This window comes from Arthrobacter echini, assembly GCF_008107445.1.
In the GTDB taxonomy this organism is placed as follows: Bacteria; Actinomycetota; Actinomycetes; order Actinomycetales; family Micrococcaceae; genus Arthrobacter_D; species Arthrobacter_D echini_A.
In genome coordinates this window covers 744,277-765,960 of sequence record NZ_VSLD01000001.1, presented here as the reverse complement: position 1 = coordinate 765,960, position 21,684 = coordinate 744,277, and the positions used below count along the sequence as shown (strand labels likewise).

The 21,684-nt window shown below is 63.4% G+C and carries 19 protein-coding genes; 8 read left to right on the top strand and 11 right to left on the bottom strand.

What is annotated here, in order from left to right; all coding sequences use genetic code 11:
* Window positions 1-113 precede the first annotated feature (113 nt).
* The 6 genes from gyrB to dnaA all read right to left on the bottom strand — a co-directional run bounded on the left by gyrB (window position 114) and on the right by dnaA (window position 8,116).
* The gene (gyrB, locus tag FQ377_RS03655; RefSeq protein WP_395858463.1) at window positions 114-2,138 is read right to left on the bottom strand and encodes a DNA topoisomerase (ATP-hydrolyzing) subunit B; all 2,025 of its coding nucleotides are present in this window, start codon (window positions 2,136-2,138) and stop codon (window positions 114-116) included.
* A 247-nt stretch (window positions 2,139-2,385) separates the two neighbouring features.
* Window positions 2,386-2,919, bottom strand: coding sequence for a DciA family protein (locus tag FQ377_RS03650; RefSeq protein WP_148599841.1), 534 nt, complete (start codon window positions 2,917-2,919; stop codon window positions 2,386-2,388).
* Window positions 2,912-4,162, bottom strand: a complete 1,251-nt coding sequence (gene recF / locus FQ377_RS03645; RefSeq protein ID WP_148599840.1) for a DNA replication/repair protein RecF — start codon at window positions 4,160-4,162, stop codon at window positions 2,912-2,914. Before recF ends, FQ377_RS03650 begins: the two co-directional genes overlap by 8 nt.
* A gap of 10 nt (window positions 4,163-4,172) precedes the next feature.
* Window positions 4,173-5,069, bottom strand: coding sequence for a phosphogluconate dehydrogenase (NAD(+)-dependent, decarboxylating) (gene gnd, locus FQ377_RS03640; protein WP_148599839.1), 897 nt, complete (start codon window positions 5,067-5,069; stop codon window positions 4,173-4,175).
* Window positions 5,070-5,116: 47 nt separating this feature from the next.
* On the bottom strand, window positions 5,117-6,241 hold the full coding sequence (gene dnaN / locus FQ377_RS03635) for a DNA polymerase III subunit beta (protein WP_148599838.1): 1,125 nt from the start codon (window positions 6,239-6,241) through the stop codon (window positions 5,117-5,119).
* Window positions 6,242-6,703: 462 nt separating this feature from the next.
* Window positions 6,704-8,116, bottom strand: a complete 1,413-nt coding sequence (dnaA, locus tag FQ377_RS03630) for a chromosomal replication initiator protein DnaA (RefSeq protein WP_262364248.1) — start codon at window positions 8,114-8,116, stop codon at window positions 6,704-6,706.
* 460 nt (window positions 8,117-8,576) lie between these two features.
* Here dnaA and rpmH point away from each other — a divergent pair, with 460 nt between their 5' ends.
* The 8 genes from rpmH (at window position 8,577) to FQ377_RS03590 (ending at window position 14,348) form a co-directional block, all read left to right on the top strand.
* The gene (gene rpmH / locus FQ377_RS03625; protein ID WP_022892375.1) at window positions 8,577-8,714 is read left to right on the top strand and encodes a 50S ribosomal protein L34; all 138 of its coding nucleotides are present in this window, start codon (window positions 8,577-8,579) and stop codon (window positions 8,712-8,714) included.
* A gap of 81 nt (window positions 8,715-8,795) precedes the next feature.
* Window positions 8,796-9,176, top strand: a complete 381-nt coding sequence (rnpA, locus tag FQ377_RS03620; protein ID WP_148599836.1) for a ribonuclease P protein component — start codon at window positions 8,796-8,798, stop codon at window positions 9,174-9,176.
* 47 nt (window positions 9,177-9,223) lie between these two features.
* Complete coding sequence (gene yidD, locus FQ377_RS03615; RefSeq protein WP_148600086.1) at window positions 9,224-9,535, top strand: membrane protein insertion efficiency factor YidD; 312 nt, start codon at window positions 9,224-9,226, stop codon at window positions 9,533-9,535.
* A 2-nt stretch (window positions 9,536-9,537) separates the two neighbouring features.
* Window positions 9,538-10,500, top strand: a complete 963-nt coding sequence (yidC, locus tag FQ377_RS03610; RefSeq protein WP_148599835.1) for a membrane protein insertase YidC — start codon at window positions 9,538-9,540, stop codon at window positions 10,498-10,500.
* Window positions 10,497-11,057, top strand: a complete 561-nt coding sequence (locus FQ377_RS03605) for a Jag family protein (protein WP_148599834.1) — start codon at window positions 10,497-10,499, stop codon at window positions 11,055-11,057. Before yidC ends, FQ377_RS03605 begins: the two co-directional genes overlap by 4 nt.
* Complete coding sequence (gene rsmG, locus FQ377_RS03600) at window positions 11,050-11,721, top strand: 16S rRNA (guanine(527)-N(7))-methyltransferase RsmG (protein ID WP_148599833.1); 672 nt, start codon at window positions 11,050-11,052, stop codon at window positions 11,719-11,721. Before FQ377_RS03605 ends, rsmG begins: the two co-directional genes overlap by 8 nt.
* A gap of 201 nt (window positions 11,722-11,922) precedes the next feature.
* Window positions 11,923-12,810, top strand: coding sequence for a ParA family protein (locus tag FQ377_RS03595; RefSeq protein ID WP_148600085.1), 888 nt, complete (start codon window positions 11,923-11,925; stop codon window positions 12,808-12,810).
* A gap of 236 nt (window positions 12,811-13,046) precedes the next feature.
* Entirely contained in the window at window positions 13,047-14,348 is a 1,302-nt protein-coding gene (locus tag FQ377_RS03590) for a ParB/RepB/Spo0J family partition protein (protein ID WP_316245906.1), read from the top strand.
* 1,828 nt (window positions 14,349-16,176) lie between these two features.
* On the opposite strand, the gene trxA is transcribed toward FQ377_RS03590, so the two are convergent.
* The 5 genes from trxA to FQ377_RS03565 all read right to left on the bottom strand — a co-directional run bounded on the left by trxA (window position 16,177) and on the right by FQ377_RS03565 (window position 21,596).
* A complete protein-coding gene (trxA, locus tag FQ377_RS03585) occupies window positions 16,177-16,503 on the bottom strand; it encodes a thioredoxin (protein ID WP_148599831.1) in 327 nt (108 codons plus the stop codon).
* Window positions 16,504-16,528: 25 nt separating this feature from the next.
* The gene (gene trxB / locus FQ377_RS03580; protein WP_262364273.1) at window positions 16,529-17,563 is read right to left on the bottom strand and encodes a thioredoxin-disulfide reductase; all 1,035 of its coding nucleotides are present in this window, start codon (window positions 17,561-17,563) and stop codon (window positions 16,529-16,531) included.
* Window positions 17,564-17,727: 164 nt separating this feature from the next.
* Window positions 17,728-19,269 carry a hypothetical protein gene (locus FQ377_RS03575; RefSeq protein WP_148599829.1) on the bottom strand — a complete coding sequence of 514 codons (1,542 nt, stop codon included), beginning with the start codon at window positions 19,267-19,269 and terminating at the stop codon, window positions 17,728-17,730.
* 71 nt (window positions 19,270-19,340) lie between these two features.
* Window positions 19,341-21,068 carry a murein biosynthesis integral membrane protein MurJ gene (gene murJ, locus FQ377_RS03570; protein ID WP_148599828.1) on the bottom strand — a complete coding sequence of 576 codons (1,728 nt, stop codon included), beginning with the start codon at window positions 21,066-21,068 and terminating at the stop codon, window positions 19,341-19,343.
* A gap of 51 nt (window positions 21,069-21,119) precedes the next feature.
* Window positions 21,120-21,596 (bottom strand): NUDIX hydrolase, encoded by a 477-nt coding sequence (locus FQ377_RS03565; protein WP_262364247.1) that lies wholly within the window; start codon window positions 21,594-21,596, stop codon window positions 21,120-21,122.
* Between the last annotated feature and the right edge of the window lie 88 nt (window positions 21,597-21,684).

The following is a 21,684-nucleotide window of genomic DNA, read 5'->3' as shown; positions in this document are numbered from 1 at the left end:
GCCGCAGAGTGGACGCGGCCGGCTGCCTGTGCCCGGCGTCTTGTGTAGGCGCTTTAATATTCGCGAGGAACGAGCGAATTTCGTTGCGCCGGCAAGATGCCGGGTACCGGCACTCAGATATCCAGGAAACGCACGTCCTTGGCGTTCTGCTGGATGAAGTTGCGGCGGGACTCGACGTCCTCGCCCATCAGCACCGAGAACACCTGGTCCGCCGCAGCGGCGTCGTCCATGGTCACCTGGAGCAGCGTGCGATGGTCCGGGTCCATGGTGGTCTCCCACAGCTCCGTGTAGTCCATCTCGCCCAGGCCCTTGTACCGCTGGATGCCGTTCTCCTTCGGTAGCCGCTGGTTCCTGGCAAGACCCATCTTGATGACCTCGTCACGCTCCCGATCGCTGAAGACGTAGTCATGCTTCGCGTTGGACCATTTGATCCGGTACAGCGGGGGCTGGGCCAGATAGACGAACCCGTTCTCGATCAGCGGTCGCATGTAGCGGAACAGGAGGGTCAGCAGGAGGGTGGTGATGTGCTGTCCGTCGACGTCCGCATCCGCCATCAGCACGATCTTGTGATACCTGGCCTTCGCGACGTCGAAGTCCTCGCCGATACCTGCACCGAATGCCGTGATCATCGCCTGCACCTCGGCGTTGCCGAGCGCACGGTCCAATCTGGCCCGTTCCACGTTGAGGATCTTCCCGCGCAGCGGAAGGATGGCCTGGGTCTCGGGATTGCGTCCGCGGACTGCTGAGCCGCCCGCCGAGTCGCCCTCGACGATGTAGATCTCCGAGCGAGCAGGGTCCTTGGACTGGCAGTCCTTCAGCTTGCCCGGCATCCCCCCGGATTCGAGCAGGCCCTTGCGGCGTGTGGACTCCCGCGCCTTGCGTGCGGCCAGACGCGCCTGGGAGGCCTGGATGGATTTCCGGATGATGTCCCTGGCCGGGCCGGGATTCCGTTCCAGCCAGTCCCCGAGCCGATCCGTCACCACACGCTGCACGAAGCCCTTGACCTCGGAATTGCCGAGTTTGGTCTTCGTCTGGCCCTCGAACTGCGGTTCGGAGTGCTTGACCGAGATGACCGCCGTCAGACCCTCGCGGATGTCGTCACCCGTGAGGTTGTCGTCCTTCTCCTTGATGATGTTCTTCTCGCGCGCATACCTGTTGATCAGCGTTGTCATGGCCGCACGGAAGCCTTCCTCGTGCGTTCCACCCTCGTGCGTGTTGATCATGTTCGCGTAGGTGTGGACACTCTCGGAATAGGCCGTGGTCCACTGCAGGGCGATCTCCACCGACATGGTGCGGTCGGGTGTCTCGGTCTCGAAGACGATGACATCAGGGTGCACCACCTCCACCCGCTTCGACGAATTCAGGTGATGGACGTAGTCCACCAACCCGTTCTCATAGAGGTACTCCACCTCGCGGTGCTTCGGCGTCGGGTCGTCACCGGTCTCGACGGCCACCTCGTCCCCGACCTCATCCACGTGTTCATCGATGAAGGTGATCCGTAGGCCCTTGTTCAGGAAGGCGGTCTGCTGGAAGCGGGCGCGGAGTGTCTCGAAATCGAAGTCCGTGCTCTCGAAGATCGTATCGTCGGGATAGAACGTCTGCGTCGTCCCTGTCTCCGAGGTCTCCTCACCCTTCCTGAGCTCACCGAAGGGCTTGCCGCCGTCCGAGAACGACTGGCGCCACACATGACCCTGACGCCTGACCTCCGTCTCGACGCGTTTCGACAGCGCATTGACAACCGAGATACCCACACCGTGCAGTCCGCCCGACACGGCGTACCCGCCGCCCCCGAACTTCCCTCCGGCGTGGAGGATGGTCATGACCACCTCCACCGTGGGTCGCCCCTCGGTGGGATGCATGTCCACCGGTATGCCACGACCGTTGTCGATGACCTGCACTCCACCATCAGCCTGCAGGGTGATCTGGATGTGGTCGCAGTGACCGGCGAGGGCCTCGTCGACCGAGTTGTCCACCACCTCGTACACGAGGTGGTGCAGACCCCGCGGCCCGGTGGATCCGATGTACATGCTGGGACGCTTGCGAACCGCCTCCAGACCCTCCAGCACGGTGATCTCGCTGGCGCCGTAGGCATGCTCGGTCGTGGCCTCGAGGATCGGGGACTCGTCCTCGCCGATCAGTACATCGCTTGCGTTCAACTCGTTCTCGTGTGGCACGGGCGTAGTCGGCTCCTCAACTGGGTAAAGCAGAAATAAGCTCGTCCCATTCTACCCCGTGGAGGGCTACAATCGCGCACGAAGCAGCCCTCACTGGGCAGTAAAGCCGGTCCAGAGTGCTTGTCGGCCCCACCTACGAGCCCCGATACGACCACGGCACCCCCACGAGGGCTGCGGGCCGCCCACGGATCGTGGGCGGATCACGCTGTCACTACCCGTAGGTGTCCCGCGGACCCCTTCCGGGGACGGATCGACCACCCTTGCGCCAACTCGGGCCCGCGGGGCCGATCACTGACAGCTTCTTCACCACTCCCGCACCCAGTTCGGTCTCGAAACGCTGGAGCACCTGAGGCGTGATCAGCCGTACCTGGGTGGCCCATGCCGTCGAGTCGCATCGCACCAGGACGGTGTCCGCGTCGAAACTCTCGGGCACGCAGTGGGCTGCGATGTCACGACCCACGATCTCGTGCCAGCGACTCAGTACCGCACCGATCGCCACGGGGGACTTCCATCCGCGTTCTGCGAGCATGCGCGAGAAGACATTCCCGACACCCTCGGGATCGCGGCCAGCATATGTCGAAGTAGGTATATACCCGCGCCGTGATGCCTCTCCGCGCGCTCTGTTCCCGGTGTCTCGCGGTGTTCCCCTGGCGCGCGATGCATCCCGCAACCTGTTCAGCAGGGCCTGGGGCGCGTCCTGATTCTCCTGCTCCGGCTGTTCCCCGACCGGCGGGATGTCAGTCATCCGTACCCTCCCCGTGGGGGAGTGCCGGTCCTCGATCGCCGTCGAAACCGTCCTGGAGATCGATCCCCCCGGGAACGACACTGATTCGACGCCCCATGAGAGTCTCGGGGATGTCCTCCACCACGGCCGCGGTGATGAGTACCTGCTCCGCCGAGCCGACGATCGCGGCGAGGCGTGACCGTCGCTGGACATCCAGCTCCGCGAATACGTCGTCCAGGATGAGGACCGGTTCCGCCCCGGCAGTCCGACCGTCCTCCAACAGCAGATAGTAGGATGCCAGCCGAAGAGCGATTGCCATCGACCAGGTTTCACCATGGGAGGCATAGCCCTTCACCGGCGCACTCCCCAGTGTCAGACCGAGCTCATCGCGGTGCGGCCCCACGAGGGAGATACCCCGATCCAGTTCCTTGCGGCGGTGACGGAGCAGATCCGCGGCGAACAGTTCCCTGAGCTCGGAGTCCGTGAGGTGTGTCAGGCCCTCGTCGCGGACAGGGAGCGCGGCCCCGACGTCGTCGTCCGACATGAGTAGCTCACCGGACGACGAGACACTCGAGGAGTAGCGGATGTCCACGCCTTTGGATCCATCGGTCAGCTGCCCGTACGCACGCACCACCAGGGGGCGGAGCTGCTCCACCAGGCGAAGGCGTGCTGACAGCAGAAGCACCCCGGCCTCCACGAGATGCTGGTCCCAGACGTCGAGGGTCGCCTCGTGGGCGGTGGAGAACCGACCCGCTGCCCGTGCGGACTTCAGCAGTGCATTGCGTTGTTTGAGGACGCGTTCGTAGTCGGTACGGAGGGATGCGTGATGAGGGACCAGTGCTACCAGGACCTCGTCGAGATAGCGACGACGGACGGATGGTTCGGCCTTGACGAGGGAGAGATCTTCGGGTGCGAACAGGACGGACCGTAGAATCCCTGCGGCGTCCCTCGCTCGTACCGGATTCGCCCGGTTGATCCGTGCCCTGTTCGCGGTATCGACGTTGATCTCCACCTCGACGCTGGTGCGCTGCGTTCCGCGAACGAGCTTTCCGCGGATGATTGCACGCTCGTGGCCGAAGGCCACCAACGGTCGATCCATTGCGGTGCGGTGCGAACTCAGGGTGGCCAGGTACCCGATGGCCTCCACGATATTGGTCTTCCCCACACCGTTCGCGCCGACAAAGACGGTGACACCGGGCTCGATCGCGACATCGAGCTGCTCATAGCTCCGGAATCCGCTGAGCGAGAGGTGCTCGACGTACACCGGTCACCCCTTACCCAGGGGGCTGCCGTGAGGGCTTGACCGCATGCCCTCCGAACTGCTGGCGAAGCGCAGCCACCATCTTCATCGCCGGAGCGTCCTCCTGCCGCGAGGAGAACCGTGCGAAGAGGGCGGCGGTGATGGCGGGAGCGGGAACGCTGTTCGCGATGGCTTCCTCGACTGTCCAGCGGCCTTCCCCGGAATCCTCGACGTACCCTGCGATCCGGGAGAGGTTCGGGTCTTCCTCGAGCGCCTTGACGAGGAGATCCAGCAACCAGGATCGTACGACAGTTCCCTTCTGCCATGCCGCGAACGTCCCGTGGACGTCCCTGACGATGCCCTTCGCTTCCAGCAGTTCATAACCTTCGGCGTAGGACTGCATGAGGCCGTACTCGATACCGTTGTGCACCATCTTCGCGTAGTGGCCGGCGCCGATGTCCCCCACGTGGACGAAGCTCTCCGCGCGGTCACCCTCCGGTCGCAGCGCATCGAAGATCGGCATGGCGAGCTCGATGTCCTCCGTGCTACCGCCGGCCATCAGACCGTACCCGTTCGCCAGACCCCAGACGCCGCCCGATACACCGCAGTCCACGAATCTGATACCCCGCTGGGCCAGCAGCGTCGCATGGATCTGGTCATCGCTGAATTTGGAGTTTCCGCCGTCGATGACCAGATCGCCCTCGGAGAGGGCTTCCGACAGCTCGTGGACTACTCCGTCGGTGATCTGTCCAGCCGGCACCATCACCCAGATGATCCTCGGGGAAGGCAACGCGGACACGAGGCCATCCAGGGTAGTGACATCGGTGAGCTCGGGATCACGATCGAACCCTGTGACCTCGATACCCTGCTCGCGCAGGCGGTCCCTCATGTTGAAGCCCATTTTGCCGAGTCCGATGAGGCCGATGTGCATGAGCTTCTCCTTCTGGGGGCGACGGGTGGCGGGGTCTGTCGGTCTGATTACTGGTTGGGTAACCGCACGGGCATCAGGAGGTACCTGTAGTCCTCCTGATCACTCCCGGTCGCTTCCTCCTGCGCGGAGATCACGGCGGGTTTCGGCGGCGAGGTGAAGGAGAACCGGACGTACGGACTGCTGAAGGCACCCAGGCCTTCACTGAGGTACTGCGGGTTGAACGCGACGGTGATGTCCTCCCCTTCGAGGGTGGCCTCGATGACTTCCGACGCCTGGGCATCCTCACCGGTACCGGCGTCGAGTGTCACCTGTCCCTCCGTGAAGGCGAGCCGGACCGGGGTGTTGCGCTCCGCGACGAGTGATACGCGACGTACCGCTTCCACCAGGAGGGAGGTCTGGACCATCGCATGGATGGGTGTGGTCTCGGGGAACAGCGAGCGGATTTTCGGATAATCCCCGTCCACGAGCAATGACGTGGTTCGGCGCCCTCCAGACTCGAACCCGATCAGCTCGGAATCGTCAGAGAAGGCGATGTTGAGGTCCCCCGCTCCGCCCAGGGTCTTGGCCACCTCGCTGAGGGTCTTCGCTTTCACCAGGGCGGTGGTGGAGATACCGGGAGAGGTCGGCTTCCAGGACACCTCCCGCAGGGCCAGGCGATATCGATCGGTGGCCAGGAGGGTGATGAGATCTTCCTCGATCTCCAGGCGGACCCCGGTGAGGATCGGCAGGGTGTCGTCCCGGCTGGCGGCGATGATCACCTGGGACACGGCCTGGGCGAAGGCTTCACCATCCACCACGCCGCTGACTTCGGGCAGCCGTGGAAGCTCCGGATATTCGGCTTCGGGCATCGTGGCGAGATTGAACCGGCTGTTACGGCAGGTGAGGGTGACTTTCGAGCCATCGGTCATGACCTCCACCGGTGCGGAAGGAAGACTCCGGCAGATGTCGGCGAGCAGGCGCCCGGATACCAGGACGGTCCCTTCTTCGATGACATCCGCAGCGATCTCGAGACGCGCCGAGATCTCGTAGTCGAAGCTGGCGAGGCTGAGGGTTCCTCCTTCGGCCTTGATCAGCAGACCGGCCAGGACGGGTACCGGTGGTCTCGGTGAAAGGGAACGAGCGGTCCAGGAGACAGCCTCTGCCAATACGTCCCGCTCAACTCTGAACTTCACGGAGCAGTGCCACCTTTCGTCGGATCAGGGACCGCCGGGGAGAAATCAGCGGGGGTCTACTGCGCACGGACGGACCCCGACGCAACGAAGTACCACCCTACTGCGTGCGGACGTCGGCGGATAGCGGGGCTCTGAGCAGGGCCAGAGGCGCTTCAGAGCCCTGGTCCCAAGGTGCCGAGGGGTACGCGAAGTGTTATCTGAAGAACTTTTGAAGTTTAAGGTTCGTAGTGTTAATAACTGCTGTGGATTCTGTGGATAACACGATCCGAACGCGTATTGGTGCGGATTTTGCCTGTGGATAAGCTGTGAAGTGAATCAGTGCCGCGCAGTACCACGCTGTGGACGAAGATCAGGTCTGCTGCGACGTCCACAGGATGAGGGAAGTTGTCCTCATCCTGTACAGCTCTGGGGCACTAGTTATCCACAGGTTGATCCACAGCTGTTAATTACGGCCGCCTGCCGTCAGCCCTCGCGTTGTTTGTGCTTGATCCGGTTGGTGAGCTCCGTGACCTGATTGAAGATGGCCCGCCGCTCGGCCATGAGCTCGCGGATCTTGCGGTCTGCGTGGATCACCGTGGTGTGGTCGCGTCCACCCAACTCGAGGCCGATCTTGGGCAGTGACATGTCGGTCAGTTCGCGGCAGAGATACATTGCGATCTGCCGGGCGGTCACGAGCGTCCGTGTGCGGGACTTGCTGCACAGCTCTTCGAGGCTGATCTGGAAGTAGTCTGCGGTCTGGGCCATGATCACGGTGGAGGTGATCTCCCTGGCGCCGTCGTCGGAGATCAGGTCCTTCAGGACGATCTCCGCCAGATTCACGTCCACCTGCTGGCGGTTCAGACTGGCGAAGGCGGTCACCCGGATCAGCGCACCCTCGAGTTCGCGGATGTTGGTGGCGATCTTCGAGGCGATGTATTCGAGGACGTCGTCGGGTGCGCTCAGGCTGTCGCTGATCGCTTTCTTCCTGAGAATCGCGATACGGGTCTCCAACTCCGGTGGCTGAATGTCCGTGAGCAGTCCCCATTCGAAGCGTGACCGCATGCGCTCCTCGAAGCCGATGAGCTGCTTCGGGGGCAGATCCGAGGTGATCACCACCTGCTTGCTGTGGTTATGCAGCGCGTTGAAGGTATGGAAGAACTCCTCCATGGTCCGGTCCTTGCCGGAGAGGAACTGGATGTCATCGATCAGGAGGATGTCCACATTGCGGTAGGTCTGCTTGAAGCTCGAACCCTCGTCGTCCCGGATCGAGTTGATGAAGTCGTTGGTGAACTCCTCGGAATTCACGTAGCGCACGCGGATGCCGGTATAGAGATGACGCGCGTAGTGGCCGATCGCGTGCAGCAGGTGGGTCTTGCCGAGCCCGGAGTCCCCGTAGATGAACAGTGGGTTGTAGGCCTTGGCCGGCGCCTCGGCCACAGCGACGGCCGCGGCGTGTGCGAAGCGGTTGGAGGATCCGATGACGAAGGTGTCGAAGATGTACTTGGGATTGAGGCGACCGAACTCGTGGGAGTTGCTCGGAGGCGTCGGGGACGGCTTCGCTTCCCCCTTGGGTTCCGGAGCAGCTGCTTCGGGTGCCTCGTGCTCGATTTCCTCCTCCACGGGCGTCAACTCGGGATCGATCACGAACGCGCACTGCACCTCCTCGTGGAAGACCTCCCGCAGCGCTTCGTCGAGGGAACCCTTGAGCTGGGTCTGGAGGACCTCGCGCGTCAGCTCGTTCGGGACGGCGATGAGCATGGTCGTCCCGATGAGCCCCTGGGCCTGGGTGAGGACCATGAAGCCGCGCTGGCGGGGCGTGACGCGATCGTCCTGTTCGAGGGTTCGGATGACTTTCCGCCAGGAGCTCCCGACGTCGTTTATCTCATCTGTTCCCACGGAAGACCCCTCTTGGCTGCGTTGCTCGCGCTCGAAAAGGTCCGTCATCCACAGACTTGTGCACAGGTCATGGGCGGACGGACCATGGCCAAGACTAGAGGATGGAAAGTGGAGAAGATAGCGGAGTTCCGCGCCGCAGAGCTCCTCAGACGAAAGAGATGACCGACTGCGGGACAACAGTCGACCGACGCTTGACGTCCAGTTGTCCACAGGTTGTCGAGCTGATCACCCACAGGCCCGGCGAGCCCGGTTTGACGCCTCGTGACCGGTTCCCCTAACGTTATGAAGTCCACCACGTCTGCATTCTGCGTGCCATCACAGCTGTTCCGGAGTACAAGAAACCCCGGGAGGTGATGGCAGCCACGCGAGTGTCGGATGACCACCTTCATCGCGTCAGTCTGTTCTCCCCTCTTGTTGCAATGGGCCGGGCGCATCTCAAGATCGTTCTGGAGTAACTACAGTGAGCAAGCGGACTTTTCAGCCGAATAACCGCCGTCGTGCCAAGAAGCACGGTTTCCGCCTTCGCATGCGTACCCGCGCAGGCCGCGCGATCCTGTCGGCCCGACGCGGCAAGGGTCGTACCGAACTCTCGGCATAGACGGCTCCTGTCGGTGATGCATCCCTCGGATGACGGCACCGCACCAGGACCCGATGCTGCGACAACGGGAAGACCCCGACGATGCTTCCGGTGATCAACCGGGTACGAGCAGCCGGCGATTTCAGCCATACCGTACGTTCCGGTGCCCGCGCAGGGCGCCGGAACGTACTGCTATATGGTGTGCTGACCTCCGGCGGATCTCCGTCCCGGGTCGGATTCATCGTGGGCAAGAACGTGGGGAACGCCGTGGCCCGCAACCTCGTTAAAAGAAGGCTCCGTTATGCGGCGCTTGAGCAGCTACGCGCGCACCCCTATGGGTACGACCTCGTGGTTCGGGCCCTACCGGCGGCCGGTACATCCGACTGGCAGTCGCTGCGACACGAGTTCGCAGGTTGCCTCGGCACCGTGGTCCGGAAGCTGGAGCGGACGGATCGAGCCGATCGGGAAGGCGGAGTATCGTGAGGGACATCACCACCGGGGTGATCGGCGTTCTTGCCGGGATACCTCGTATGGCAGTGATCTGGATGCTCATCGCCTACCGGAAGGTGGTCTCCCCGCTGTACGGTCCGGTGTGCCGGTTCTATCCGAGCTGCTCGGCCTATTCGCTGGAAGCGGTTACGGTCCATGGACTTCCTCGCGGCAGTTGGCTCACGATACGGCGGGTGGGGCGATGCCATCCGTGGAACGACGGCGGCGTCGATCACGTCCCGCCAGGCGGCAGGAGTTTTCCGGACGGGAAAGTGCCAGCGATAGTTGTGTTGAACCACCCGGTGATCCCGGACGATGACGAAAGCCGCCCTGCGGCCCGAGGAGCAGACTGACTATGAATTTCCTAGGGACCATTCTCTTCCCCTTCGAGTGGCTCGTCTCGTGGATCATGTTCCTGTTCCATGAGGCTTTCTCCTACCTGGGCATGGATCCGGCGTCGGGCTGGACCTGGACGCTGTCCATCATCGGGCTCGTGGTGATCATCCGGACGGCGCTGATCCCGGTCTTCGTCAAGCAGATCAAGGCACAGCGCGGAATGCAGGCGCTCCAGCCGGATCTGCGGAAGCTCCAGCAGAAGTACAAGGGCAAGACCGACCAGCTCTCGCGCCAGGCCATGACCCAGGAGCAGATGGCCCTGTACAAGAAGCACGGGACCAATCCGTTCGCGGCCTGCCTGCCGATCATCATCCAGATGCCGTTCTTCTTCTCCCTCTTCCGCGTGCTGAACGGGGTCTCCCGCGCCAGTGCCGAGGGTACGAGCATCGGCGCACTCCAACCCGACTCGGTCCGGCAGTTCGACGACGCGACCATTCTCGGTGCTCCGCTGTCCTCCACCTTCCTCGGGAGTTTCGGCGCGGACGGCAATATCAGCGTCATCATCCTCTCGGTGCTCATGATCATCGCGATGTCAGCCTCGCAGTTCATCACGCAGAAGCAGATCATGGCGAAGAACATGTCCGAAGAGGCCATGCAGAGCCCATTCATGCGTCAGCAGAAGATCATGCTGTACATCCTTCCTCTGGTCTTCGGTATCGGCGGCATCAACTTCCCGATCGGCGTTCTCGTCTACTGGACCACCACGAACGTCTGGACGATGGCGCAGCAGTTCTACGTGATCCGCCGGATGCCGACCCCAGGTTCACCCGCGGCCAAGGCCCTTGCCGACCGTCGTGAGAAGAAGGGCCTGCCGATGGTTCCCCTGCTCGGGGAGCGGAAGTCGGAGCCGGCGATCGAGACGGTTCCCGAGCCCCGGGCACAGCGTGTGCAGCCCCAGCGCAAGAAGAGGAAGAAGCGATGACGGTGGAGAACGAAGATCACGCATCCGTACCGCAGGACGTAGTCCGCGATGAGGAGATACGGTCCGGGGACGACACGAGGTCGTCCCGTCTCGACGAAGAGGGAGACGTGGCAGCCGACTACCTCGAGGAACTGCTCGATATCGCGGATATCGACGGGGACATCGACATCGAGGTCCGAGAGGGCCGCTCGTACATCTCCATCGTTTCGGAGGACCCCGCGGACGACGCCCTGTCCTCGCTGGTCGGTCCGGACGGAGAAGTCCTCGAGGCACTGCAGGAGCTGACACGGCTGAGTGTGCTCACCGCGGCGGACGCACGGAGCCGACTGGTCCTCGATATCGATGGGTATCGCGATCGACGTGAAGGCGAACTGACGAAGATCGCCCAGCACGCGGCCCAGAAGGCCAGGGACTCGGGCGACGACATCGCACTCGCCCCGATGACCGCCTACGAGCGGAAGATCGTGCACGACGCGATCGCCGAATTGGGGCTCTCGAGTGAGTCCGAGGGCGAGGGTCACGCCCGGCACATCGTCATCTCCGTGAGCGATGACTGAGGACCTACCCGAGCCCGTCCACGCGGATCCTGAGCCGACGACGGAGGAGCGGGCCGCTGCGTCGGCGATCTTCGGTGATCGAGTGGACCTGGCCCGACGATTCGTGCATCACCTTGCGACCTCGGGAATGGAACGGGGCCTGCTCGGCCCGCGGGAGGTCCCCCGTCTCTGGGGACGTCATATTCTCAACTGCGCCGTGGTCGCCGAGTTGATGGATCGCGATTCCACTGTGGTCGATGTGGGTAGTGGTGCAGGTCTTCCCGGGGTGGTGATCGCCATCGCGCGGCCGGATCTGCGACTCCAGCTCGTGGAACCGCTCGAGCGCCGCACCCTGTGGCTGCACGAGGTGGTCGAGGATCTCGAGCTGGACAATGTGGAAGTGCTCCGTGGTCGGGCCGAGCAGATGATCGGGACGATCGTCGCCGACTACTCGACCGCTCGAGCGGTGTCCGCACTCTCCACCCTGGCGGGCTGGACAATGCCCCTCACCAGGGTCGGTGGAGAAGTACTGGCGATCAAGGGGCGCAGTGCCGGCGAGGAGATCGCGAAGGCGAGAAAGACGATTCGCACCCTGGGCGGTGGCCAGGTCGACATCGTGTCAACCGGGGTGGATCGGCTCTCCACGCCCACCACGGTGGTACGCATCCCGGTGGTGTCGCGGTAGGCACCCGTCCGGAGGGGATCGTCCTCGTCCTCCGTGGGTGCTCCTCCGGCTACCCTTGTAGATAACGAAGTCTGGCCTGTGAGAGTTGGTTTGTGCGTGTCCATTGATGGCAGCCCCCTGCAGAATAACGATGCAACCGCCGCGTCCGCCGACGCCGTCCCGTTGTCGGCACGCACCTCGGAAAAAGTTGCGAAGAGCGTGATGGAGACCATGGACGACTCCTCGCCGCTCGGACGTGAACTCGCCCGGGAAGCGAAGCGCCGGGAGAAGTTGGCGGGCAAGACGCTTCCCAGACCCACGAGCACCCGCATCATGACCGTCAGCAATCAGAAGGGGGGCGTGGGCAAGACGACGACGACGGTCAATATCGCGGCGGCGCTCGCGACCGCTGGTCTTCAGGTGCTGGTGATCGACATCGACCCCCAGGGCAACGCCTCGACCGCCCTGAATATCGACCATCACGCCGAGATCGACTCGATCTACGACGTCCTCATCGACGATGTTCCCCTGAAGGATGTCGTGGCACCCTGCCCCGATGTCCCGAACCTGATCTGCGCACCCGCAACGATCCACCTGGCCGGGGCCGAGATCGAGCTCGTCTCCCTCGTAGCGCGTGAGCAGCGGTTGCAGCGCGCCATAGATACCTACGCGAAGGACAGGGAGTCGCTCGGTCAGCCCCGGCTCGACTTCGTCCTGGTCGACTGCCCGCCGAGTCTGGGCCTGCTCACCGTCAATGCGTTCGTGGCGGCCAGGGAGGTGCTGATCCCGATCCAGTGCGAGTACTACGCGCTGGAAGGACTGAGCCAACTGCTCAAGAACATCGAGATGATCCAGAAGCATCTCAATGCTGATCTCGTGGTCTCCACGATCCTGCTCACCATGTACGACGGGCGGACCAATCTTGCAGCCCAGGTGGCCGCCGAGGTCCGCGAGCACTTTCCCGATCAGGTGCTCAAGTCGGTCATTCCCCGTTCGGTGAGGATCTCGGAGGCTCCGAGTTACCAGCAGACAGTGATGACCTACGATCCTTCGTCGAGTGGTGCGCTTTCCTACCAGGAAGCCGCGGCGGAGATCACTGCTCGCCCCTGAACGAAGCTCGTCCCTGCTCGCTGACGTAGAACGAACTCTTATCGGGCTCAAGCCCAGGATCCGGAAGGAACGACATGGTGGAGAAGCGGCGCGGTCTCGGTCGGGGTCTTGGTGCCCTCATTCCCAGTGCCCCACTGGAGGAGACGAAGGAGCACACCGAGAACCCGGGGTCGGCCGGCGGATCCGACCTCGATGACATCGAGCCCGGTGCGCGCCACCCCCAGGGTGGAAGACCTGTGGACCTGTTCTTCGAACGCGTTACGGCGGAGGACGTTGTCGAGACGCCACGCTCCTATTCGACGGCGCTGAGATCCGGCATCGACCGCAACGTGCGCGAGGCGCAATCAAAAAGAGGTGCGAAGTCGAGCGAAAAGATCTCAGGAACGGCGCCCGGCAGTAGGAGCAAGCCGCAAGGGGCGAGGAGCGAGAAGCCTTCTTCTTCAGGCGGGATAGGTACTGCGGACAAGGAGACTCGGGCTTCGGCTGGTGCGGACACAGGCAACGACGCAGGTGGACCTACTGGCAAGCAGGAGGGGAAGCAGATGACCGACGGCTATGAGATCGCGAAGGTTTCACGTGAAACATCGCCGCGGCCTGGCGCCCAGATAGACCCTGTGCCCGCCGCTCCGACAGAGCCAGTCACTTCGTCGGTGCCGACCGTACCGTCCGAGCCGACGGAACGTATCGAGGAATCAGACGAACCGACGAGCGGTCTTCTACATGTTCCCGGAGCAAGCTTCGCAGAACTCGGCCTCGACACAATCCGTCCGAACAGCAAGCAACCCAGGGTCGAGTTCGATTCGGACGAGTTGGCGGAATTAGTGCATTCGATCCGGGAGGTCGGAGTGCTGCAGCCGGTTGTGGTGCGACCATCGCAGAACGATGGTTCGACCGGCTACGAGCTGGTGATGGGTGAGCGCCGCTGGCGGGCCTCGAAGGAAGCCGGTCTATCGACCATCCCGGCCATCATCAGGTCGACGCTCGACGATGATCTGCTCAGGGATGCACTCCTGGAGAATCTCCATCGAAGTGCCTTGAATCCTCTCGAAGAGGCAGCAGCGTACCAGCAGCTGCTCGACGACTTCGGATGCTCCCATGACGAGCTGGCCGGTCGTCTCGGGCGTTCGCGCCCCCAGATCTCGAACACGCTGCGATTGCTGAGGCTGCCACCACTCGTGCAGAGACGAGTTGCCTCCGGCGTCCTATCAGCTGGCCACTCACGGGCCCTCCTCGGCCTGAATGATCCGGCCGCAATGGAGCAGCTCGCCCAGAGGATCGTGGCCGAGGGATTGTCTGTGCGTACCACGGAGGAGATCGTTGCTCTCGAGTCCGGGCTACGTCAGGTGTCCAAGCCTGCGCGACCGTCGACGGGTGCACGTCACGAACGCCTGGACTATCTGGCGACGTCACTCTCGGATCGACTCGACACAAACGTGAAGATCTCGCTCGGTGCGAAGAAGGGCCGCGTGAGCATCGAGTTCGCATCGGTCGATGATCTGAACCGCATCATCGGAGTCATCTCCCCCGATTCCGCGTAGGGCACGTCGCCTGGGGCTGGACTCGTACGTTGCTGAGCGGGCGGGACGATCGAATCTCGTTCTACGGGAAACGTGATGGTCGTTGATTGGGTGACGGCCCGTGTAATTGCTGGCAATCTGGGCGATGGGTTTGCTTTTCGTAATCGCCTCACCCGAAACGCCAGACCAAGCTGCGGTGGTACATGGGTTCGGTTCTCAGGCAGGTATGCCGCACACGACGGGGGAACCGTCTTGTGGAGCCGCGGCGGCCGGGTACACGAGCATCGGTGACGCAGAGCCGCCCGCGGGACGATCCCCGCTCGAGTTGCATCGGGAGCGGCCGAGTACGAGGCTCAGCCCGACCTGCCGTGACGATCTGGATTGAGAGAACCGCCATAGCCAACTGACGACAGCTGCCTGAAGAGCTGGCGCATACATTCCCGACCGAACGGTGCGCTTGCTGTTTCACGTGAAACGGTCACTGCTGACTGCTGCATACTGACTGCGGACCGTTAGTCATTACTCCTGGTCCACGAACCGCCGACTGTCTGCCGCAACGGCGGAGAACTAGCTGCGAACCGCCGACCGCCGACTGCCGAATCTCCACTGCTATTCGGCGGCTTCTCACTGCAGGCCAGGCCGAGGACGAACAGAGCTGGTAGTTCGACCAATCGTTCATAGACCTCTGAGCGGAGGATCATGCTTGAGCTGTGTCACGATGTTGCTGATGCCTCCGGTTACTCACCGACTGTATTCGGTTACTTACTACTCCTCCTCGGACGGAGGCGCACAAAATCGCTCTCCGGCCTCGAGATTCAAGCGGCTGAGCAGAGCCTGCTGGCCAGGGTTTGGCGCTGTGAGCACAACGCGTGCCCCCCGGTCCGTGATGTGATGACCGCTTGAGGCCGCGCTGTGGGCCGAATCGACCTTCGACGTTGCTCCTGGAACGATTCGACTCGAGGCGTTGCATCAAGGATCGACCTGACCCCAGACCTTGTCGTTAGCGAAGAACAGACTTTGTGTCGTAACGAGTTCCCGGTAGAGGCCTTGGTACCACGTGCAAGCCGAGTGGCCGATCGGTTCACTAATCGACTATCTGAAGACGGACATGGTTTCACGTGGAACGCACTGCAGCACGAGCTAGCTCGACCACGTGTCTGTTTTTTGGTTTCACGTGAAACGGCGCGGGCTCGGCACCCAGCCAAAATCGAATGCGCTCGAGGGAGGTCGGTTCAGCATCCCCTCGCCAGCCGCTACGGGGGTGACGGGCCCATCAGCGACGGGCTGCGCCTGAACTATTTAGCGCCTATGAGACGAATAGGGTTCAAGTTCGCACGCGAGACTTAGGGCGCGCTGGATTATCGATGTCAGGGCGACGCATTTCAGCGGTCGAATCAGTGGGACGTTTCACGTGAAACGGCGGCACCTATCGCTTCACTTGCGATTTCGACCTCCCGCATTCGGAGATCTACATACATATCAGCGGCCGCTTCATGGATACGGCTGAGGCTGGTGTCGATGTGCTGAAGCACGTTGCAGCACTGACCTGTTCTTTGTCGATCACGAACTGTCGATTAGTTCGCCAAGTACGTGGTGTCGACATCGAGCTGACAAGAGGACGAAAGGGCGCTGACCGGACCGCGTGGTTAATGACTTTGGGTTCGCTCTTCCATGCAACCGGGGCTGATGGACTCACGCCATGGGCTCTCGGATCCGCTCCGGACAAGTGACCGGGACAGCCGGCTTCTCGAGGCCGGGATGCAGCCGGCGCGGCGTGCCTGCTGGAGAGGGACGGGACGAAAAAGGACCCACCCGAGAGGGTGGGTCCTTTCCAGGGCACCGGCCTGAGTTAGCCGAGGAACGCAGCGAACTCCTGCTCGAGAACCTGCTTAGGCTTTGCACCGATCGACTTGGCGGCAACTTCGCCGCCCTGGAAGACGTACACGGCCGGGATGGACGTGATGCCGTACTTGGCGGAGATCGACGGATTGTCATCGACGTTCACCTTCACCACGTTGACCTTGTCCGCGTGATCGGCCGCAATGTCGTCGAGGATCGGGGACAGCATGCGGCAGGGGCCACACCATTCGGCCCAGAAGTCGACGATCACGGGCTTGTCGGACTGCAGGACGTCGGCTTCGAAGGACGAGTCAGTGACATCTTTTGCGTTGCTCATGGGTATTCTCCTTGTGCTCGATCAATCAGAATGATGCGGATTCCGAGACAGCCTCGGCCGGCGGCGTTGGAACGCGAGCGGCGGTCTGGGCGGCGCTGACGGTGTCGGCGAGGTAGTGCTCTACATCGAGGGCGGCCACACATCCGCTCCCGGCAGCAGTGATGGCCTGGCGGTAGGTCGGGTCGATGACGTCACCTGCTGCGAAGACTCCCTGGAGTGATGTCTTCGAGGTACGACCGTTGACGGCGATCGTACCCTCGCTCGTCAGTTGCAGCTGATCGCGGACGAGATCCACTCGAGGATCGTTGCCAATAGCAACGAACACTCCGCTGACCTCGATCTCGCTCGTAGTGTCGTCGACCGTACTGGCGACGGACAGCCCGGTGACCTTGGCCCCTCCGTGGATCGCAGTGACCTCGGAGTTCCAGAGGAACTTGATCTTGTCGTGAGCGAACGCCCTGTCCTGCATGATCTTCGATGCCCGGAGCGTGTCCCGACGGTGGATGATCGTCACGGAGCGAGCGAACTTCGTGAGGAAAAGCGCCTCCTCCATGGCTGAGTCGCCACCTCCTACCACCGCGATGTCCTGGTCACGGAAGAAGAAGCCGTCGCAGGTTGCACACCAGCTGACGCCGTGACCGGACAGTCGCTTTTCGTCGTCAAGGCCGATCTCGCGGTACTCGGATCCTGTGGAGATGATGACCGCCCGGGCGAGGTACTCCTCACCGGTGGCCAGGGTGAGCTTCTTGATCTCACCATCGAGCTCCGCCGACACCACGTCCTCGAACAGGATTTCTGTGCCGAACCGGCGCGCCTGCTGCTCGAACTGGTCCATGAGGTCGGGCCCCATGACACCCTCAGGGAAACCGGGAAAGTTCTCGACGTCGGTCGTGTTCATGAGCTCTCCGCCGGCTTTGACGGAACTGGCGATCAGCACGGGCTTCAGATTGGCGCGAGCCGTGTAGACCGCTGCTGTATAGCCCGAAGGTCCCGACCCCACGATGATCACGTCGTGGATCTTGGGCTCGGTGCTGGACGTGTCGGTGCTGGGCTTCTCCAGCTTGACGTCGGTATGAGTAGTCACGTTCTCGAAAGACCTTTCTGTCTTCTCCATCAGCTGAGCCGGCCGAGCCGGCCATCTCCGGGGACACTTGCAAGAACCCATCCACGGATGGGGTTATTCCATGGCGCAGACGGCCCCTGCGGTGCTGGGGCCGGATGGGCTCACCTGACGTCTATCTCGGCGATCCGCAGGCCGTAGGGATACTGTGCCTGGATGTCGGAGAGCCTGGGAAGCTGGGTGACATCGACGATCACGTAGCGGCCCGTGGGCTGCCCGGCGTCGCCCGCCTCGATCGGGACCTCCACAGTGGGTGCACTGAAGCTCCCCTGAGCGATCTCCTCCGCGCCGTCGAGTGTCGGTTCGTCATTGACCAGAACGGAGAAGCTGCCGCCGGAACCGTTGAGCTGTTCTATGGTGACGTCGGAGATGGTGGACGATTCCTCGAGTTCGACCACGAGGGCGAGGCTTCCCGCCAGGCCCCCGAACGTGTCACTCGCATAGACCTGGTTCCCCCAGAATGTGTCCGGATCGCCGTCGATGATCCGGGGGAGATCGGCATCGTTGCCGGCGTCGAGGCTGGGGTTGTCCGGGACCACGCGGGTGATGCCCGCGATGACCGGATCCACCGTCGCTGCCTCCGGTGCAGCGGATGCCGTCTCGGGCGCGCTGGTGGGGGTCTGCGCCGCCGTGGCTCCCGTATTCTGCTGCGCCGGATTGTCGGCGGCTTCCGTTCCCGCGAAGATGGAGCCCAGTTGGGTGACCACGAGGATGACCGAGATGACGAGGACGACACCGAGGATCACTCCGGTGACGATTCGTGCGGGGCTGAACCCGCCGGGGCCACCGGTGTTGCGATCCTGCTCGTCGTCGGAGACGTTGTCGCCCGCGCCGCCGGACTCCGCCTCCTCGTCGTCGAAGAACGGGAAGCCGGAGGTCGTTCCGTCAGGCGCCCCGATGGTGCCGGTGGAACTGCCGCTGACGGCGGCTCCTACCGTTCCGGCGACGACGGCCGGCCGGCCGATCGACTCTGCCTGCGCGTCGCTGCGGTAGGTACCCGGCCTGTGGGTCGGGGGCGGCGGGACACGATGTGACGTGGGCCTCGCGGAAATCTGTGCGGTGCTCTGCGGGGCGGCCTCCACTGATGTGGAGTCATCGGAGGGCTCATCGTCGACCCCCCCGATGGCGTCGAGGGGCTCGTCCTCGTGCTGATCCTCCTGGCGTCGCCCGAAGCGCCGCTTGAGTCCTGCCAGTCCGGACCAGCGGAACTCCTCGCGGTCGTCGTCGTCCTCGTCGTCGTCGGTATCGAGCTCTGTGGGGCGAGGGCCGCCGAAGATCTCCGAGCCGAGAGTGTCGGTGAAGAATGGTTCGACATATGGCTCCTCGGCTGCCGGATCGTCTTGCCGCACCACGAGGTCCAACAGATCCGCGGCCGGGGTGCGACCCGTCACCAGGTAGGTGCCCTCGTCCGTGGTCAGCAGGTCGAGGACCTGCAGATTGGCGGTTCTTTCCCCCGTTGCCAGTTCCCTGGCGCTCTCCACCACCTGGTCGGCGTTGCCCTCCGAGGCGGCGAGGATGCTGACCGGCCGATTGAGGACCTGATCCATGCCGTCGAGCACCAGGTCCTGTCGAGCAGATGCCAGAATATGCGCGGTCACCCTGTACCGATTGCCCAGGACCGAACCGACATCTACTGCTTCTGGCACGTCTTCCTCTCCCCGTCCGGCTGATTTCTACCCATGCTACCGTTCGGCCTGTCCGACGGCGGATCAGCGGGTCAGGCGTTGCGTCGGCCGAATCGGGCCAACAGTGGTGCCGCGAACTCGCGCAGTTCGGTCACCTTCAGCACCCTGAGCATGAGCAGGTAGACGGCCAGCATGGTGATCCCGCCGAGTGCGAGCACGGCAATGGCATTGAGCTTGGACTGCCAGAGGAAGCCGGAGGCGTCATAGCCGCCGAAGCCCCAGCACAGCACGCTGCCGACGATGGCCGCCGCGATACCGGCGATGATCAACCGCACGTGGAGGTCGAACACGCGCCCGGCGCCGTAGGACCCGATGGCGCGGGTCAGGAAGACGTGGCTGACGCCGACGGCGATCACATTGCCGAGCGAGTATGCGACGGCGAGCATCGGGACGATCAGCCGGGGATCGAACATGCCCGCCACCAGTGCGAGAGCCACCCCGACCACCGAGAGGATCAGCTGGATCTTCAGTGGAGTCCTGACGTCCTCGCTGGCGTAGAACACACGCGTGAGGAAGAAGTTGGCGCTGAGGAACGGCGCTCCCACCGCGAGGATCGCGATGATCACGCCGTTGATGGCCGCGACCTCCGGGGACTCGCTGAAGAGCATGCCGAGCGGTCCGGCGAAGGTGAGCAGCGCGGCCGCCCCGAAGACCGTCGCGACGCCGATGATGCGCAGGCCGTGGGACAGCGTGGCGCGGACGGAGGGCAGGTCGTTGTCGGCGTGGGCGGAGGAGAGCTGGTTGAACATGACCGTGGCCAGGGAGAGCGCGATCACCGCATGCGGCAACTGGTACAGCATGGTGCCGAATTCGAGGTTGGTAGCACCCGCGATCTCGACCGGGGGATCCTGGGCCAGGAAGGCGGGGCGGGCATTGCCGGCGATCGTGGCGATCTTCAGGTTCACGAGGTAGAGGCCATTACCCACGAGCATCGTCACGATCGTGACGGAGGCCAGCTTCCCGGTCCGTCCGAGACCCGAGCCGCGGAGACCGAACGTGGGGCGGAGACCGAGGTTCAGGCGCTTGAGCGGGATGATCAGCACGAGCGCCTGGATGATGATGCCCAGCGTGGTTCCCCCGGCCAGCAGCAGGGTCTGCTCACTCGTCCAGGACTCGGGACTGTGCCGTTCCACCTGCTCGGTACCCATGAGGGCGATGAAGGCCACGAGGAAACCGATCGACACGATGTTGTTGACCACCGGGGCCCACATGTACGGACCGAAGGAACCGTTGGCGTTGAGGATCTGCCCGGTCACCGCGTACATGCCGTAGAAGAAGATCTGCGGCAGACACCAATAGGCGAATACCGTGGTCAGGGCCAGCCTGGCGCCGGTGAAACTCGTGATCACGTCGACGAGGATCGGTGCCGCGAGCGTCACGAGCACGGTGAGGACGAGCAGCACGACGGCGGCGAGCGTCAGGAGCCGGCTCACATAGTCCGCGCCGCGATCCGGCTGTCGGCTGGCACGGATGATCTGGGGTACCAGCACCGCATTGAAGACGCCGCCGGCGAGCATCAGGTAAAGGAAGTTCGGCAGGTTGTTGGCCGAGGTGAAGAGATCCGACACCTGGCCCGCAGCGCCGATCGCCGTGGCCAGCAGTGCCACGCGGACCAGCCCGAGGAGCCGGGAGACGAGCGTGCCGGCGGCCATGATGGCACTCGATCGGGCGGTGGAACCGCTGCGGGGGGCGGAGGGGTCCGCCCGCTTCCGCGGGTCGGCGTCCGCGAGCGGCATCGAGGCTGTGTTCGTGTCAGACATCGTTCCCTATCGTCTCACCCGGGCGGCAGCGCCCGGCGCATGCCGGCTGCCTCAGAGGTGGTGGGGCAGTGCCTGCCGCGCCAGGTCGGCGATACGCCGCTCGTTGGGGAACGACAACCGCCGTCCGAGTTCCTGGAGGGGCACCCAGGCCACATCGACCGCCTCATGATCGGGATCGTTCTCGATGGTGAGCAGGCCACCGGTCGCGATGAGCAGGAAGTGGTGCACGGTCTTGTGGACCCGATGCCCGCTGACGGTGAACCAGTAGTCGATGCTCCCGAGCGCAGAGACGATCCGGCCCTCGATCCCGGTCTCCTCGGCGATCTCACGGACGGCCGCGTCCTCGTTGTTCTCGGGACCCTCGGGGTGGCCCTTGGGAAGACACCACTCGAGGCGGCCGCCTCGATTCAGGCGGGCGATGATCGCGACGTCGAAGGTGTCCTTCGAGGCATCGATGACCACTCCGCCGGAGGAGACCTCCTCCACCGTGGGCAGCTGGTGGACTGCAGGCATACCCGTTGTTCCCATTGACACTGTCAACGGGGTGCGTTTTGGAGCACTCGGAACGGGTCGGTCCATGCAGACCACTCTAACGATCTTTGCCTCGGGCTGACGA